We start from the raw sequence: 16,568 nt of genomic DNA on the forward strand, positions 1-16,568 counted from the left end.
CTCCAGCACCCCGCCACGCCGGCCAAGGGTGCCCCGTCCTCACGGGGCACCCTCGCCGTTTCACACGGCTATGACTGATGGGGTGGTTCAGTCGGCAGGGCGCCGTACGGCCCGAGCCGTACGCGCAGGCGCTTCAGGCCGACGGCATCAGCACACGCGCCGCTCCTTTCTCCTTGTTGTGCCGGTCGGCCCAGTTGGTGAGGGCGGTGCTGCACGCGTGATCGACGTGCCGCAGATCGAGCAAATCGAGCTCGATGTGCCGGTCCTTGGGCAGTGCTTCGAGGGTGTCGAGTATCCGGGGCAGCCGGAGGAAGGTCGCGTTGCCGGAGAGGACCACGCGTACGGGCTCCTTCCGGTCGGAGCCTTCGTCCACCTGCACGTGGACGTGCGACGTCTCCCAGGCCGTCTTGGCGACGGCGAGCAGCAGCCCGGCCAGCACGCCCTCGAACATGCTGGTGGCGATGATGGCGACCGCGGTCGCCACCAGGATCAGCGCCTCCCCGCGGTGCTCTCGCCACAGCGGCCCGAGTGCCTTCAGCGGGATGAGTTTCCAGCCGGAGTACACCAGGATGCCGGCGAGCGCGGCGACCGGTATGAGGCCGAGTGCGGCCGGTACGAGCGCCGCGAAGAGCAGCAGCCATACACCGTGCAGCACCCGCGACGCCTTGGTTCGGGCACCCGCTTGGACATTGGCCGCGCTGCGCACGATGACGGCGGTCATCGGCAGCGCCCCGAGGGCTCCGCACAAGGCGTTGCCCGCGCCCTGCGCCATCAGCTCCTTGTCGTAGTCGGTACCGGGTCCACTGTGCAGCCGATCGACCGCGGCGGCGCTGAACAGACTCTCCGCCGAGGCGATGAGCGTGATGGCGACGACTGTGCCGATGGCCCCGACCACTCCGGCATTCGTGATGCTGCCGAGGTCGTCGAGGGACGGTGGGCGGATCGCGCCCAGCAGCCCCTGCACATCGACGCGCTTCACCGACAGTCCGAACAACGCGACGACGGACGTGGTCAGAGCGACGGCGGCCAGCGGTGCGGGGACCACTCGGACCTTCGGCGGCAGATGTTTCCACAGTGTCATCAGCACGACGGTGCCCGCACCGAGACCGAAGGCGGTCAGCGCTTCGGGTGAGCGGGCCGTACGGATGAGCAGTTCCGGCAGGCCCATCAGGTTGGCCGGGCCCGAGCCGGGCGCCTTCGCGTCGGCCATGGCGTAGAACTGACCGGCGATCAGCACGAGACCGATTCCGGCCAGCATCCCTTCCACCACGGCGATGGAGATGGCGCGGAACCAGCGGCCCAGCCGCAGTGCGCCCATGACCAGTTGGAGAACGCCCGCCGTGAGGACGAAGACGCCCAGGGCCGCGAGTCCGAATTCGTTGACGGCTTCGAGGACGAGAACCGTCAGCCCCGCTGCGGGTCCGCTGACCTGGAGGCTGCTTCCGGGGAGCAGCCCGGTGACGAGCCCGCCGACGATGCCGGTGACCAGGCCGAGTTCCGCCGGGACGCCGGAGGCCACGGCCACGCCCACGCACAGCGGCAGGGCGACGAGGAAGACGACGACGGACGCGGTGAGATCGGCTCGCAGCGTCGAGGCGGAGGGCCGCTCGCCGCGCTGCTCCGCGGCGGCCCGCCGGTGGCGCCCGCGGTTCCCGCGTTCGCGGGTGTCGGCGGCGCTCACAGCGGAAGGAACGCGTCGTCGTGCGGCCGGTGGACGAGCACGGAGCCGGTGTCTATCTCGTAGAACCATCCATGCAGCCTCAGTCGTCCGTCCGCGGCCCGGCGGGCGACGCAGGGGTAGTCGCCCAACCGCCGCAGCTGGCGCAGCACATGGTGCTGGACGGCCTCGGCGATGGCGGGGGACGACGTATCGGTGAAGAGGGGCGGGGGTGACGCACTCTCGAGCCAGCCCCGGACCGCGGGGACGGCGGAGAGGTCTTCGCGGCGCACCATCGCGCCGACGGCACCGCAGTGGGAGTGGCCGCAGACGACGATGTCGGCGACGCCGAGCACTTCTACCGCGTACTCGATGGTGGCCGCCTCGCTCGAGTGCCGGTCGGAGTCGTGTTCGGGCAGGATGCTGCCCGCCGTGCGGAGTTCGAAGAGCTCGCCGGGACGGGCACCGGTGATCAGCGATGGGATCACCCGCGAATCGGAGCAGGTGTTGAACAACGCTTCCGGGGACTGACCGTCCGCGAGGCGGCCGAACTCCTCGGCCTGGGCGGCGGCCCGGTGCCGGAAGGCGCGGGCGTTCTTCATGAGCATGTGCATGGGGGTGTTTCCTCCAGCGCGCCAGGGCGCGCGGTGGTGAGCCGTCATGTCGGATCGGATCGCAGGTACGTGTCGAGGGGGGCCGTACGGGATTCGACGCATCGATCAGAGGCGGAACACCTGCAGCACGGCGGGCCGTGCTGGGCGCTGTTCGGGTGGACCGAGAAGTGGCGCCCCGCGCACCGGGGAGGCGGGGGAGCCGCCGTCACCCGTGGGGGCCGATGTGGGGCCATCGCCTGTGGGCGGAGCCTGGGCGGCCGGCGGCCGGTTGGTCCGGCCGCCGTTGCATGAGGGGGGTGGCGTGTCCAGGGGATTCGGATCGTCCGGGGACGAGTCGGCGGGTGAGCCGCGTGAGCCGGGTCCGCCGGTCGGGTCGGATTCGCTCGGTGCCCCGGGTGAGGAGTCGGCGTCCTGGGAAGTCCAGTTGGCGCTCGACTCCCCTCCCCCGGCGGCGAATACGGGTGCCTGGCAGTGCGCAAGGACCGCGAGCAGGAGGGTGCACAGCGCGGCAAGCGCGTACGGTGCTGCGTTTCGCCGCGTCACGGTCCCTCCCGACTTCGACACCCGACCGTTGGTCCAACTGGTCAGTAACTCCAGCCTCTTCAGTCACTGTGACACCAAGGCGTCGTAAAAATCAGCGATTCGTTAAACATTCGTGAGCGTCACACCTCTTGACAGTTGCCATTCGACGGGGCTACCGCGAGTCACCCCAGTTGAGGCGCTGATGACGTCCCGCAGCGCGGCTGTCTTGCTTCTGGAGCGTGGCGGAGGCACGCCGACTGGCGGTCAGTGGTCGATCATGGCCGGCATTTGGATCGAATTTGCGCCACACCGACCCAGAAGGATCGCTTTTTTCCGCACAAACCTGCCCTGATTGCCGGCCGAGCTCTGCTGCGCGGGGTTGCGGATCGGCCGGGGTGGGCAGGTTTGGGGCGCCAAAGGGCGGGAACGGTCCGGCCTCCGTCCCCGTGGCAGTAGTGGATCAACAACCCATGGGCCGTCTCGGAGGGAGAAACGATGCCCCAGGAGCTGACATTCGCGATCTTCTTCCAGTTCCCGTTCCCGTTCACGTCCTCGCTTGTTGCACGCGGGTTCCGCCCCCTGTAACTGCTGAGGGCTTGCCGGGGCGCATGCAACGCGCCGCTCCGACGTGCCGTCCACGGGCGTGATCGCACTCCGCCCGAGATGAGTTGAGCAAGGCAAGGCGAGCCGCCCTCGAAGGGCAGGGCCGCTCGCGGTTGTGGTCCACACACCGATGTGCGCCGAAAGGGAAGCAGGGATCCCATGAGAGTGCAGGCCATCAAGCTCCCGATACTGCCGATGCCATATCCCGTGCGGGTCAATCCGTACCTGTCCGCCCTGCACGAGGAGACCGAGACGTGGGCGCGAGAGATGGGCATGCTGGACAGCGGCGAAGCGCCGTCGGCCCGCGGGGCGATCTGGACCCCGACCCAGTTCCACGCCATGGCGGTCGACCAGCTGACGGCGTGGGCTCTTCCTGATGCCTCGCTCGCCGACCTCCGGCTCAATCACCGGTTCAACCTCTGGGCTCTGGCCTGGGACGACTACTTCGCCTCCGCCTTCAAACAGACGCGCGACCTCGCGGGCGCACAGGCCTTCACCGCCCGTCTTCATGCCTTCCTGCCGCCGCAGCCGGGCGCCCGGCTGCCGGAGCCGGCCAATGCCGTCGAGAGGGGAATGGCCGACCTCCAGCAACGCCTGTTCCCGCCGAGACTGGCGCACTGGCGTGGCGGGCTCAACCGGGCCCTGGCAAAGTACATCGACGCGGGAGTTCAGGAACTGGCCAACAGCCGCGTCGGCCGTGTCCCGGACCTCATCGAGTACGTCCAGTTCCGCCGCGAAAGCTTCGCCGCCTATACCGCCCCCTATTCCGTCGAACTCTCCACCGGAGCACGGATCCCTGAGCGGATCCGGCACAGCCGGACCGTCGGCGCTCTGCTCGACGCCTTCATGGACTACATGGGGCTGGCGAACGACATCGCCTCCTATCAACGGGAAGTCCATGACGAACACGACGTCAACAACCTCGTCGTCGTCCTCGCAACATCTCTGGACATCACCGTCCAGGAGGCGATGCATACCGCCGCCGATCTGGTGACCGCCCGACTCCACCACTTCGAGCACCTCATACGAACCGAACTGCCGCCGCTTGTCCGGCTGGCCGGGCTGAACCGATGCGAACGGATCGAGCTGGAGGCGTGGCTCCGGGGAGCCTGCAGTTTCCTGTCCGGCCTCCATGCCTGGTACTCCGGGGCACCCCGCTACGCCCCCGAGGACGGTCCGTTCCCGGAGCAACGGACTTCCCCCCTCACTGTGCCCGCCTGGCTCTGAGGGGGCTGCCGACCCATGCCTGTCCGGCAGCCCCCTCGGCCGTGGTGCTCGCCTCTTGTGCGACCTGCGAGGCCTACCGCCTCCGCAGGAACCGCCTCAGCCGCGCCCGCCACGAGGCGCGGGGTACCGGTCCGCGCATCAACTCGCCCTCGGCCAGCGGCCATTGAGGTGCCATCGGCATACCGCTGCTCGGCGAGGGCGAAGCCGGCAGCGGTGCCGGCAGATCATGGGTTTCCCGAGCACGGGAAGCGAACTTCACGGGCAGTGCCGTCAGATGCCGGGCCCAGGTGGAGGAGCGCCAGGTGAGCTCGCCCTCGGGGACGGCCAGGCTGATGTCGGGAAGCCGGGTGAGCAGGATGTCGATGCCGGTGTCGGCGATGACACGGCCGATGTCCTGGCCGGGGCACTCATGGGCGCCTGCGCTGAAGGACAGGTGCGCGCGGTTGTGGTGCACGCGGGTCGAGGGATCCGGACGGACCGCCTGATCGACGTTCCCGGCGGCCAGGCCCAGCAGGAGCATGTCTCCCGCCTTGATCTCCTGTCCTCCGAGGGAGGTGTCACCGGTGGCCCAGCGGCCCGGGCACACCATCAACGGCGGCTCGTCCCAGAGCACCTGCTCCACTGCTTCGGGCAAGGTCATCTGGCCGCCGGCCAGCGACCCGCGGAACCGCGGGTCGGTGACCACCATCCGCAGCACGTTGGACATGAGATTGGCGGTTGTCTCGTAGCCCGCGAGCAGGATGAGGCGCAGGTGGTGCTGCACCTCCTCGTCGCTGAGGCCGGCCGGGTGGGCCATCAGTACGGATGCGATGTCCTGCCCGGGCAGGGCGCGCTTGGCGACGACGAGCTGCTCGAGGGTCTCCAGCACATAGGCGTTGCTCTTGAGCGACGTTTCGGTGCCCTTGAAGAGGTCCCGGGCGGCATGCACGAGCTTGGGACCGTACTCGTCCGGCATTCCGAGCAGGTGGGTGAGAACGAGCATGGGCAGGTGCTCGGTGAACTGACCGACCAGCTCCGCCTTGCCGCTTTCGCAGAATTCATCGACCAGTTGGTGCGCAAAGCGGGTGATGTGGCGGCGGATCCCGCGTTGGTCGAACTGGTCGAGGCTGGCCGTGACAGCGCCGCGAAGGCGCTGGTGCTCTTCGCCGTCCGCACATACGCAGTCGGGACGCCAGCCGATCATCGGCACCAGCGGCGAGGTGGCGGGGTCGATCTCGCCGCTCTTCCAGCCGTGCCAGGTGCGGGGGTCACGGGAGAACTGGGTGGAGCGGCTGGCCACATCACGGTTCTCGAGGTACCCCAGGACGAGCCAGGCACGTACGTCCCCGTCGAGCAGGACGGGCGCCACCGGACCGTGGGCCGCACGCAACTTCTCGTACAGGCCCATGGGGTCGGTTGCGGCAGCAGCGCCATGGAGCCGGGTCACTCCGTCGGCTCCCGTGGCGGTGTGGGCCGGGCAACCCGGGGGCGGGGTGAGCCCCGGTTCTGTGGTGGTGTGGTCGGCGGGTGGGACGGTCATACGGACTCCTGAGCGGCGGCGAGGGTGCACAGGTAGCCCATCAGCGAGATGAGGGCGTCGCGGCTGGACGACCGGTCGCGTGCGTCACAGGTGATGATGGGCACGGATTCGTTGAGGGCCAGAGCAGTGCGCAGGTCTGGTATCGGGTGCTTCGGGGCTTCGGGGAAGGTGTTGACGGCCACGACGAAGGGAACGCGGCGGTCTTCCAGGCGGGTGATGATCTCGAAGCAGACTTCGATGCTCCGGGTGTCGACGAGGACAACGGCGCCGAGCGCGCCTTCGAAAATGCCGTTCCACAGGAACCAGAAGCGCTCCTGTCCCGGTGTGCCGAAGAGATAGAGGATCAGCTGCTCGTTGATGCTGATGCGGCCGAAGTCCAGGGCGACGGTCGTGGTGTTCTTGCCTTTCGCACCGGGATTGTGGTCGATCCCGACGCCGGCCTGAGTCATGGTTTCTTCGGTGGTCAGTGGCGGGATCTCGCTCACCGCCCCGACCATGGTCGTCTTGCCGACCCCGAAGCCGCCGACAATCACCACCTTGACTCCCCTGGCGCCGTGCGGCAGCAGCACGTCCGTGCTGCGGGGGCCGGCGGCGGGTGTGTCAGAGCTTGCGTAGTCCATGGATCACCGCCTCCAGAAGGCCAAGTTCGGGGACCGCCGCGACAGGAACGGGAGCAATGGCCTCAACTCGCTCGTTGTCGACGAGCTTGGAGAGCAGCACCGTGACGACGCTGAACGGCAGACTCAGATACGCGGATACCTCGGCTACGGACAGTGGGTACTGGCACATGGTGAGGATTGCCGCCTGCTCGGGCTGCATACCGGGTTCCGGTGCGGACCTCGATGCGATGAGGGTGACCAGGTTGAAGGCCTTGGCCGAGGAACCCGGGCCACCGGAGATGACATAGAGCGGCACGGGACTGCCTTCATCCCATGCGTCCTGGTTCTCTGACGTCACATCGCCTGCCCGACGTCATCACGAGGCGGGCTGGTGATGTGCTGGCCGATCCGGATCACCAGCGTACGCATGCGGGCGCCCAGCAACCCTGCGTCCACTTCCTCATCGGCCAGCACTGCGAGATAGGCCCCGGGTCCGGCCGCCATCAGGGAGAAGTATCCGCCGTCGACTTCGATCCCGACCATGCGCGTCGAGCCGTCTCCGTGCGGGAACTTCTGCGCGATGGCCTTCGCCAGGCTCTGCATGCCCGAGCAGGCGGCGGCGATCGCGTCAGCGATGTCGGTCTCCGTGTTCGCTTGACCGATGCACAGTCCGTCCGACGACAACACGACCACGTGTCGCACGTACGGGACGCTGGCCGCGAGCTCCTTGAGCATCCAGTCCATGTTGGGCAGTGGCGGCACGGTTACTCACCCTCGTCTGATGGCTCGCTGGTTTGGATGGAAGGGTCGGTGCTCGGCTTCTTCTCTCCGCTGAACGCCTCCCACATCAGGCCCGGCTGCCGGGGTACGCCGGCCGTTCCCGGGGACCCGGCCGGAGCAGCGGGGGGATGGGGGGTCGTGCGGACGACCGGTGTCGGGACGGGCGACTCGCGTCGCCGCTGCGGCAGTCCGTTGACGGTCCGTTTGACCTCGCCGGAATCTGCGGCATCGCGCGCCATCGTCGGCCTCGGCACGATCGGTGCGCCCGTGTGCTTCGGCGCGAACTGTTGGGTTTTCGGGGCAGGCTGCCGAACTGTGGTGATCAGGCGCCGCGGAACGAGTACGACGGCCCGTACTCCTCCGTACGCGGAGGTGCGCAGGTCGACGTCGAGACCGTTCTCGCGGGCCAGCCTGCTGACGACGGGCAGGCCGAGCTGCGTCGCCCCGCCCAGGTCGGCCAGGTCGATGCCGGATGATGCCTGGGCCATGACGCGGTCGATGCGCTGCCGGACCTCTTCGGTGAGCCCGACCCCCCGGTCCTCGATCTCGATCGCGATACCGGAGGGCACCTCGCTCGCGGTCACCTCGACCGGGGTGTGCGGCGGCGAGAAGGTCGTGGCGTTGTCGAGCAGCTCGGCGAGCAGGTGGATCAGCGGCTCGGCTCCCTGGCCGATCACAGCCACCTCCGTCACCGACTGCAGCTTCACGCGGGGATAGTCCACGATGCGTGACATGGCCCCCCGCACGACGTCGTACAGCGGGATCGTCTTCGACCACTGGCGCCCGGGCCGGGCGTCACCCAGTACCGCGATGCTGGCGGCAAGGCGCCCGATCAGGGCATTGCGATGGTCGATGTCCTGCAGGCCATGGGAGACCACGATGTCCGTACCGTGGAGGATCTGCATGTCGCGGAGGTCCTTGGCGAGTTGGTGCACGATCGCCTGGACCCTGCGCGCGATGGCCACCAGTGCCCGCTGAGAGGAGTCCCGTGTGCGCTCCTCGGCCTCCACGGCTTCCAGCAGTGTCCGCAGAGCCGCCCGGAGCGCTTCGGCGAACTCTCTGTCCAGATGTTCCCCGAACGTCACGGACTGCAGAATCTCGGAAGCGGGCTCACCCTTCTGCAGACGGGCGACGGCCGCGGGGAGGAGCTCTTCGGCGAGCCAGACAGTGGTGGCCCGCTGATCGGACGAGCGCGCGAGCAGCGCGGCTTCGCGTTGCGCGTAGTACTGCTCTGTGTCGGCACTCGCCCGCGCATGGCGGGCCGCTTCTGCCGAGCGCGCCCGGCGCGCCGTCTCAGCCGACGTGACGGCCGTCAGGACGACCGCGACGAGGCCGCACCAGGCAACCGCCGTGCGTATTTGCGCGGGGACGAAGATCAGCGCTATACCGCAGGCCCCAGCCAGAACACCAGGGGGAATGAGCCATGCTGGAGCCACTGCACGTGGCAGGGCTCTAGGGGTTGAACCTGCACGAACCATCGAGGGGTCCCTAAACAGTCTGGAATTGGTGGACTGGGGGTTGTGCGGTGCGCCGACAGGAACGGTCGGGACTTCACTCGGCCGAGCACAAGTGTTCCGATGGGTGCCCCCGACGGGTCGGTTCGAGATCGCATCGGTGGTCACGCCTCCCTGCGGCCAGGCTCCGTCCGCGCGCAGCACAGCGTTTGGTGACTCGCTGTGAGTGCAGCGCAACACGCGAGGGGAGCATAGTCAGTTCGGGTTCGCCATGTGACCTTGCCGGAACGGGAACCTCCGTTGACCGATCTGGACCCAAAACTGATCGGCCACCGCCATGACACACACTGCAAATGCATGGAATCGACCACATCCAGCAGCCTGCCGGTCATGGCTCCCAGCCCCCTCCCCTGGTGGTCCGCCGCCTGCTTCCGCGGGACGTGCTCGCGGGGGGACTGCGGCCTCCGCCACACAGGAACCAGCCGGAACCGGTCGCAAAGGGAAGCCCTCAGGTTTCTGCCTGCTAACGGGTGATCGCCGGAGCTGCCCGCTCGCGCCGGACCCGACGAGTCGACCACTCCCATTAGGTTGGCTCTCGTGCCGCTGAGCTGTGTCTTCGTAAACCTCAAGCCTGGAGTCGGCAAGACGACAAGTGCCGTTTGGCTGGCCCACGCGCTTCATGAGTCGGGCTACTCGCCGCTTCTGGTCGACGGCGACCCGGCTTCCTCGGCGCTGCGCTGGAGCGAACTGGCCGACGGCTTTCCGTTTCCCGTGATCGCCTTGCCGGTGGGGGACGTACACCGCCGCGTGAACGACTTCCTGGGCAATCGGCAGGCCGTGGTTCTCGATGCACCCCAGTTGGAGGACCATCCTCGCATCGCCCGCAGCATCATGAGGTACGCGAGCGAGTGGATCGTCCCGGTGACCCCCGCTCCCATCGAACTCGACCGGATGGCACCCATCCGCTCCGAGATGGACGACGTGCAGTCCCTGCGCGCCCAGCCGGCCCGCACCGCAGTTCTCCTGAATCGGACCAATCGCCCCGACGCCACGCGCACCGGCCCCGATGCCGACGCTCGTGAGGCGCTCACCGAGCGGGGCTTCGTGGTGCTGGACACCCAGATCGCGCGGCTCGAGTTGTACGCCCAGTCGTTCGGAAGTCCGGTCCGGGCGAAGGGCTCGGCGTACATGGACCTCGCCGGCGAACTCATCAAGCGTGAGGAACAGGCATGACGGAGCGGAAGGACAGGTACCGCGCGGCATTGCAGCGCGAAGAGGACACCGCCGACCGGCCCTCCAAGTTCACCACCGTGCTTGGCGGATACGTCCGGGTGACCGTCGAAGTGGACCCGGCCCTGCAGCACGACCTGACGCGATGGGCGGGTCCGGCGGTCTCCGCGGTGGTGCTGGCCGGCACGACCGTCCTGCGCACCCTGAGCCGCGCAGTTCGTCCCTGAACTCGCGCGGCAGCAGGGCAGGCGACGAAGTACTTCCGCACGTTCGGCAGGTCCTCGCGCCGGCGCGCGAAGACATCGCGCATCGCCGTCTGCGACGCCGGGATCCGAAGTCCTGGCGGCCGCGGGACGACTTGCCGACGGAACGCGGCGCACTCCGCCAATCACGTGACGGCCGGGGAGGCCGGCTCAGGCATCCGACCGAGTCGGCCGTCCCGGCTTGCGCGTGCCGTCACGTATCGCATCCGGCCTCCCCCTTAGGATCCAAGCCATCTCTGGCCTTCCCTGGGGGCTCAGGCATGGCTGACAACAGCCGTTCCGCTCTGGATCGCAGACGGTTCGTCCACCTCGCGGGCAGCAAGGCGCTCGGCACGGCAATCAGCGCTGCTTTCGTCGGCGCCTGTACTCCCGGGGGGACCGACGCCCCTCGGGGCGTGCCCAGGTCTGTGGCCCTGAGCCTGCCGGGCAAGGGCGCCGTCGATCCCCCGCCGCCGCTTCCGGACCAGTTCGCCGACGGCGTGATCAGCCGGCCAGGCCCGTCGGTCCGTATCCCGCGCGCGCAGCACGACCCCGTCCCCGAGGCCGTACGGGACAGGGTCCCGGCCAAGCTGCCGTTCGCGTTCCGTACGGCCGGCTACGCGGCGGCGCCGGGTCTGCCCGAGTCCATGCGCCCCTGGCGCGACCGGCCCACGAGCTGGGCCAAGGTCACCCCGGACACCGAGCACACCTATCTCGATTCCGCCGGTGTGATCATGTACCGCCCGAGCAGAACCGCGGCCGGGTACAACCAGCCGGTCACCCAGATCCAGTTCGGGCTCGGCTGCATCACCAGCCACCGCACCGAGAAGGACCCGGCGCGCAGGGCCCTTTTCGTCAAGCGTGCGAAGGCCCAGGCGCAGCGCCTCATCGACACCCGGGTGGAGGCACGCGGCGCGTGGTACTTCCCGTACCCGTTCGACTTCACGCACCGCTCCCACAGCGGCATCTCCTACCGGGCGCCGTGGTACTCCGGGATGGCGCAGGGCGAGGCGATCAGCCTCTTCACCCAGCTGTCCGGGCTCGACGGCGTGACCGCGGCGGAGCGCAGCCTCTACCGGGCGGCCGCCGACGGCGCGTTCGCCTCCCTGCTGCGCGGTGACGACGGCAGTCCGTGGGTCGTGAACCGCGACAGCGCGGGCTTTCTGTGGATCCAGCTGTACCCGGTCAGTGCTCCGGGCACGTCGGACTACACGTACAACGGCATGTTCTTCGCCATGTTCGGGCTCTGGGACTACGTCCAGGCGACGGGGAACACCCTCGCGGCCCGGCTGTACGACGGGGCATGCACGACGATGGACCACTGCTTCCCGACGCTGCGAAACCGGCGCTGGGCCTCGTACTACTGCCACACGCACCGGATCCCGACGCCGTCGTACCACCAGCACCACATCAATCTGTACCGGCAGTTGTACTGGCAGACGGGCAATCCCCGCTTCGCCCACATGTCCGACCTGCTGACCGACGACTTCCCCGCCGGGTTCCTGCCCGCGGGCTCCCCTGTCGCGTTCGCCGCGGGTGCGCACACCCTGTACCGGTACGACACCGACGCGGACGGCGACTACGTCGCCTCGAAGGGCGACGCCGAGCTCGCCCGCAGGACCGTGACCTTCTCCCGGCCCACTCAGGTACCGGCGAACCGGCGGCGACGCATCAAGGGCCGCGCAGTGGCGTACCGGATCGCCGCGGGCGCCTACGAGGGCTGGTGGGCCGGAGAGGCTTACCCGAAGGCCTTCCTGCTCGGCGAGTACCTGCCCACGGTCTACCGGCCCGAGCGGACGCTCACCTTCCGCGCCCACACGCCCGTGACGTGCTGTCGATTCGGCGTGAACGGGAGCGTCGGCAGCACACGCACGGTGACATTCGCCCAACCGACCGCCATGCCCTTCGACCGCAGGGCGGTCGTCAACGGAAGGACGATGCTCCGGATCACGGCCGGGGAGCTTGCAGGCTACTGGGTGCCTGCGTCGGACGTCCTCACCGACGGACGCTGATGGCCGTACTGCTCGTCCGACCAGCCGCCTTCTGGCACAGGCCCCGGCATCGCAACCCGGTATGACAGTTCGCCCTCCGCTACGAGGGCACCGTACAGCTCACCTTGATCCGGCAGGCCCCATGACCCCGTCCAGCGTCAGGGGTGGGGAGTGTGACATTCTCGTGGCTCGGGAAAACCAGCAGAAAGCAGTTCGAGCATGGCAATCTCCCGCCGGGCCTCCCTGGCTGCGCTGACCGGGCTCGCCGCGATTCCGCTCACCGGATGCGGCACGTCACGCGCGGGCGCCGCCCCGGCGAACCCCGCCACGACTCCATCGACCAGCGCCGGCGCGTTCGAGGACCTGGAGCGGGAGTTCGACGCGCGGCTCGGCGTCTACGCGGTCGATACCGGCAGCGGACGGACCGTCACGTACCGCCCTGATGAGCGGTTCGCCTACGCCTCCACCTACAAGGCCCTGGCCGCAGGCGCCGTACTGGCTCAGAACTCCCTTGAGGAGCTCGAAGAGCTGGTGCACTACAGCCACGAGGACCTGGTCGACCACTCGCCGATCACCGAGAAGCATGTCGACGCCGGCATGACCCTGCGCGAGCTGTGCGACGCGGCGATCCGCTACAGCGACAACACCGCCGGCAACCTGCTGTTCAACGAGCTCGGCGGTCCGAAGGATCTGCAGCGCGCCCTCGCCGCCCTGGGCGATACCACTACCCGGGCCGACCGGTACGAACCCGCCCTCAACGAGGCCGACCCCGACGACCTGCGCGACACCAGCACCCCCCGCGCTCTCGCCACCGACCTGCGTGCATATGCCCTCGGTGACGCCCTCACCCCGGACAAGCAGAAACTCCTGATCGACTGGCTGAAGCGCAACACCACCGGCGACAAACTCATCCGCGCCGGTCTCCCGTCCGACTGGCAGGTCGGCGACAAGACAGGCGCGGCCGGCTACGGCACCCGCAACGACATCGCCATCGCCTGGCCCCCGAAATCCGCACCGGTCATCATCACGATCCTCTCCAGCCGCGACACCCAAGACGCCACCTATGACGACGCCCTCATCGCCCGAGCTGCCAGGAGCGCCATCGCCGTGCTGTCCTGACCGATTTCAGACAGACCCCAGTGCGGCCGAGAATGCCACCCACGGACCATCTGCTGCACCTCGACCGTTCCCTCGACGAGCTGGACCCGCCCCGCTGGACGGCTCCGGCCGCCGACGCGACCCACCTGGTCCGCAAGGTGCATGAGTTGCGGTGCGTGCCGCTGAGCGAACTCCGTCCGGCGGATCTGCGCACGCTCATCTCGCAGCGGGTGGCCCTGCCGTACGTCCTTCCACTCGCAGTGCGCCTGCTGCTCGAGGAGCCGCTACTGGACGCCTGCTTCTATGAAGGGGATCTGCTGCTCGCGGCCGTCGAAGCCCCGGCCTCCGCCTGGACCGTGCTGCCGGACCTCGGCGGGCGGCTGCGCACCGTCATCACGACTCTGCCGGAGGCGGCGGTCGCCGACCTGCCTCGCGGCGCCGCCGAGGAACTCACCCGTTTCGTCGCGCGGACGGAGCACCTTGTTCGCTGATCACCGCCGATCGACGCGCCGGCAGAAATTCCCTACCGTGGTGGTTGGAAACGGCGGAGACTCGTTCTCATGGCTGACATGGGGGCGTTCCGGGAGGCGGTCATCGCGTGGGCGGCCGGTGGCCCCGGCGAACCCGCGCGCGAGCTGGCCGCGCGGCTGCCCGTCCGGACAGCCGTCCTGCTCGAAGGGCTGAGCGACGTCGCAGCGGTCAGCGCGCTGGCCGCGAGCCGCGGCCGGAACCTGGCGGCCGAAGGAGTCTGCGTCCTGCCGATGGGCGGTGCGATGAGCGTCGGGCGCTTCGCCCACCTCCTCGGGCCACCCGGCCTGGGCCTCCGCCTCACGGGACTGTGCGACGAGGCGGAGCGGCGCTACTACGCCCGCGGATTGGAGCGGGCCAGTGCAGCACAGCAGGGGTTCTTCGTCTGCGCGGCGGATCTGGAGGACGAGCTCATCCGGGCGCTGGGGGTGACACGGGTGGAGGAGCTCGTCCGGGCGGAGGGCGACCTGCGAGCCCTGCAGACTTTCCTGCGCCAGCCCGCACAGCAGGGCCGCAGCTCACAGCAGCAGCTGCGGCGCTTCCTCGGCACGAAGAAGGGGCGCAAGATCCGCTACGGCCGCGTCCTCGTCGAGGCTCTCGACCCCGACCGCATACCCGCCCCACTCGACGGCCTGCTCACCAGCCTCTGACCGCTGAGTGACGTCGAACTCGGCAGAAGGACTCGGTAGCCTGCGGCCGTGGGGATCGTTGAGCGCATGGTGCCGGACGAGTTGTGGGAGCTGTGCCCTGGTGACCTCGTCGGCCAGGGCGGCGAACCACGGCCGAGCACTCGCAGCATCCCGAACGGCCGAATCGTCGCACCGGTCACGCCCGACCGGGACATCTCACCAAGGTCCTGTCCCGGTGCCGGGAGAACACACCGGCCGGGACCGGTTCTCAGCCGGCGCGGCGTGTGCTCAGGGAGTTGAGGAGCGCGGCGCCGCGTTCGGCGTCGTCCACGCTCACGGCGAAGTCCTTGCCCTTGCTACGTATGACGAGGCACTCCCCGCTGCGCAGCATCACGGTCGTCCCCAGCCCGCTCAGCCGGTAGCCCCAGCCACCGACCTGTGCCGGCGTGCGGTTCTCGACGCGGGCCGACGCGATGTCCTCGACCGCCCAGTGGCGGGCCGGGAAGCCCAGCGGGCCGAAGGCCACCTCCAGACCCTTGTCACTCGCCCGGGCCTGCACGGACGCGCAGCCCAGCAGTAGGAGGGAGGCCAGGGCGAAGGGTGCGACCAGCGCCCACTGAAGGGGCATCAGACCTCCCACCGCGGCCAGAACGACGGCGATCGCCATGAGCCCCGTCAGGGCCGAGGCCGCGTGGAGCCACGGATTCGAGGTGCGGGAGAGCCACACGTACCGTTCACCCTCGGGGATCTGCATGCTCGGGCCGGCCGGTACGGACGGAGTCGTCGCCATGGGTGTCCGGCGGATCACCAGCCAGCCGGCCAGACCTGCCACTGCGGCAGCCACGCCGGTGCCCACGACCCAGAGCGTCACGGGGTCGGCGTCGTGCCAGTCCGTATGGTCCATGTTGGCCCGTACGACAGACGCCTGCGTACCTGTCAGGAAGACACCGCCGGACAGTAGCGCAACGGCGGCCCATCCCCGGGGGGCGCCACCGGAGCCGGCCACCGTCCTCCGCACGGCCAGCCCGACGCCCAGCACCATGCCCGCCCAGATCAGCGCCGGAAAGAAGGTTGCGGCCCACAGCGGCATGGAGCCGTCGGGCTCACCGGATCCACCGTCCCAGTGGGTCGCCAGCCGATCGGGCAACCGCCCGCTCGCGCCCAGCGGCAGCGCGACGAGCAGAGCCAGGGTCCCGGCGGTCCAGCCGACGGCACCCCACATGGCCCCATTCGTTCGCCTCGCACGGTCGTTCACTGAATCCCCCTGATCATCTCCATGAGATCGGTCCTGCTGTACCCGAGGTGGGCCGCGTCGGCGACCAGGTCACGGACGCGGCCAAGGAGCGCGGAACGCTGGTCCGCCCCGTCGGCCACGGTCACGCCCCGCCCTCGCCGGAACTCCAGGAGCCCTTCGTCCCGCAGCGCCCGAAGACCGCGCAGCACGGTGTTGGCATTGACTCCCAGTGCCTGAGAGAGAGCGCGCGCCGAGGGCAGCCGGTCGCCGGGCCCGCATTCCCCCTCGGCGATGGCACGCCGGATCGCGCCCGCCACCTGTTCGTGCAGGGGGCGGGCGTCCGCGGTGTTCAGTCTCAGCAGCATGGTGCTAATGACAGTAGCACCATTGGCTAAGGCGTGGCTCGGTCATGGCGCTCCAGGAGCCCGCGCCCTCACCCCACCCCACCCCTTCCGGACGGTGACGGAGACGACGAACTGCCGGTGCTCCCCGTGCTCTTCGCCGAGGACGACCTCGGCGACGAGTACTCCGACTTCGGCGGTGCCTTCGGTGTCAGCGCCGACGGCACGCACACGGACGGCAGCATCACCGGACAGCCGGCCCTCCCGTCCGGGGCGGGCCGGCTGCACGTGCGGTTCACC

Annotated in this window: 16 protein-coding genes; 7 read left to right on the forward strand and 9 right to left on the reverse strand. The window is 69.1% G+C overall.

Translation table 11 applies throughout. The annotated features are described in order from the left end of the window. Positions 1-133: 133 nt before the first annotated feature. Together ACWGI8_RS22185 and ACWGI8_RS22190 are read right to left on the reverse strand one after the other, a co-directional pair. Complete coding sequence (locus ACWGI8_RS22185; RefSeq protein ID WP_453663256.1) at positions 134-1,681, reverse strand: SulP family inorganic anion transporter; 1,548 nt, start codon at positions 1,679-1,681, stop codon at positions 134-136. After that, positions 1,678-2,271 carry a carbonic anhydrase gene (locus ACWGI8_RS22190; protein ID WP_453663258.1) on the reverse strand — a complete coding sequence of 198 codons (594 nt, stop codon included), beginning with the start codon at positions 2,269-2,271 and terminating at the stop codon, positions 1,678-1,680. The genes ACWGI8_RS22185 and ACWGI8_RS22190 overlap by 4 nt, the downstream gene beginning before the upstream one ends. 1,284 nt (positions 2,272-3,555) lie before the next feature. On the opposite strand from ACWGI8_RS22190, the gene ACWGI8_RS22195 reads away from it, so the two are divergent. Beyond that, on the forward strand, positions 3,556-4,623 hold the full coding sequence (locus ACWGI8_RS22195) for a terpene synthase family protein (RefSeq protein WP_453663259.1): 1,068 nt from the start codon (positions 3,556-3,558) through the stop codon (positions 4,621-4,623). A 73-nt stretch (positions 4,624-4,696) separates the two neighbouring features. Here the strand turns inward: ACWGI8_RS22195 and ACWGI8_RS22200 are convergent, their stop codons facing one another. From ACWGI8_RS22200 to ACWGI8_RS22220, 5 genes are read right to left on the reverse strand one after another with little or no spacing between them, the layout of a single operon-like run. Then, positions 4,697-6,142 carry a cytochrome P450 gene (locus ACWGI8_RS22200; RefSeq protein WP_453663261.1) on the reverse strand — a complete coding sequence of 482 codons (1,446 nt, stop codon included), beginning with the start codon at positions 6,140-6,142 and terminating at the stop codon, positions 4,697-4,699. Continuing rightward, positions 6,139-6,762, reverse strand: coding sequence for a GTP-binding protein (locus ACWGI8_RS22205; protein ID WP_453663262.1), 624 nt, complete (start codon positions 6,760-6,762; stop codon positions 6,139-6,141). The genes ACWGI8_RS22200 and ACWGI8_RS22205 overlap by 4 nt, the downstream gene beginning before the upstream one ends. Continuing rightward, entirely contained in the window at positions 6,743-7,057 is a 315-nt protein-coding gene (locus tag ACWGI8_RS22210) for a DUF742 domain-containing protein (protein WP_453663264.1), read from the reverse strand. The genes ACWGI8_RS22205 and ACWGI8_RS22210 overlap by 20 nt, the downstream gene beginning before the upstream one ends. A 38-nt stretch (positions 7,058-7,095) precedes the next feature. Next, positions 7,096-7,485, reverse strand: coding sequence for a roadblock/LC7 domain-containing protein (locus ACWGI8_RS22215; RefSeq protein WP_453663265.1), 390 nt, complete (start codon positions 7,483-7,485; stop codon positions 7,096-7,098). Between the two features lie 20 nt (positions 7,486-7,505). Beyond that, positions 7,506-8,957: a sensor histidine kinase gene (locus ACWGI8_RS22220; protein ID WP_453663266.1), complete on the reverse strand. Its 1,452-nt coding sequence runs from the start codon at positions 8,955-8,957 to the stop codon at positions 7,506-7,508. Positions 8,958-9,572: 615 nt separating this feature from the next. Here ACWGI8_RS22220 and ACWGI8_RS22225 point away from each other — a divergent pair. The 6 genes from ACWGI8_RS22225 (at position 9,573) to ACWGI8_RS22250 (ending at position 14,714) form a co-directional block, all read left to right on the forward strand. Beyond that, complete coding sequence (locus ACWGI8_RS22225) at positions 9,573-10,208, forward strand: nucleotide-binding protein (RefSeq protein ID WP_453663267.1); 636 nt, start codon at positions 9,573-9,575, stop codon at positions 10,206-10,208. Further along, positions 10,205-10,432 (forward strand): hypothetical protein, encoded by a 228-nt coding sequence (locus ACWGI8_RS22230; protein WP_453663268.1) that lies wholly within the window; start codon positions 10,205-10,207, stop codon positions 10,430-10,432. Before ACWGI8_RS22225 ends, ACWGI8_RS22230 begins: the two co-directional genes overlap by 4 nt. A gap of 296 nt (positions 10,433-10,728) precedes the next feature. Continuing rightward, entirely contained in the window at positions 10,729-12,459 is a 1,731-nt protein-coding gene (locus ACWGI8_RS22235) for a D-glucuronyl C5-epimerase family protein (RefSeq protein ID WP_453663269.1), read from the forward strand. A gap of 198 nt (positions 12,460-12,657) precedes the next feature. Continuing rightward, positions 12,658-13,557 (forward strand): class A beta-lactamase, encoded by a 900-nt coding sequence (bla, locus tag ACWGI8_RS22240; protein ID WP_453663271.1) that lies wholly within the window; start codon positions 12,658-12,660, stop codon positions 13,555-13,557. A gap of 32 nt (positions 13,558-13,589) precedes the next feature. Beyond that, a complete protein-coding gene (locus ACWGI8_RS22245; protein ID WP_453663273.1) occupies positions 13,590-14,027 on the forward strand; it encodes a contact-dependent growth inhibition system immunity protein in 438 nt (145 codons plus the stop codon). Between the two features lie 69 nt (positions 14,028-14,096). Further along, positions 14,097-14,714, forward strand: a complete 618-nt coding sequence (locus tag ACWGI8_RS22250; protein ID WP_453663274.1) for a TOPRIM nucleotidyl transferase/hydrolase domain-containing protein — start codon at positions 14,097-14,099, stop codon at positions 14,712-14,714. Positions 14,715-14,961: 247 nt separating this feature from the next. Here the strand turns inward: ACWGI8_RS22250 and ACWGI8_RS22255 are convergent, their stop codons facing one another. Together ACWGI8_RS22255 and ACWGI8_RS22260 are read right to left on the reverse strand one after the other, a co-directional pair. After that, the gene (locus tag ACWGI8_RS22255; protein ID WP_453663276.1) at positions 14,962-15,915 is read right to left on the reverse strand and encodes a DUF1648 domain-containing protein; all 954 of its coding nucleotides are present in this window, start codon (positions 15,913-15,915) and stop codon (positions 14,962-14,964) included. Positions 15,916-15,944: 29 nt separating this feature from the next. Next, entirely contained in the window at positions 15,945-16,292 is a 348-nt protein-coding gene (locus ACWGI8_RS22260; RefSeq protein WP_453663278.1) for a GntR family transcriptional regulator, read from the reverse strand. Between the last annotated feature and the right edge of the window lie 276 nt (positions 16,293-16,568).

The organism is Streptomyces sp. NPDC054841 (assembly GCF_053611045.1).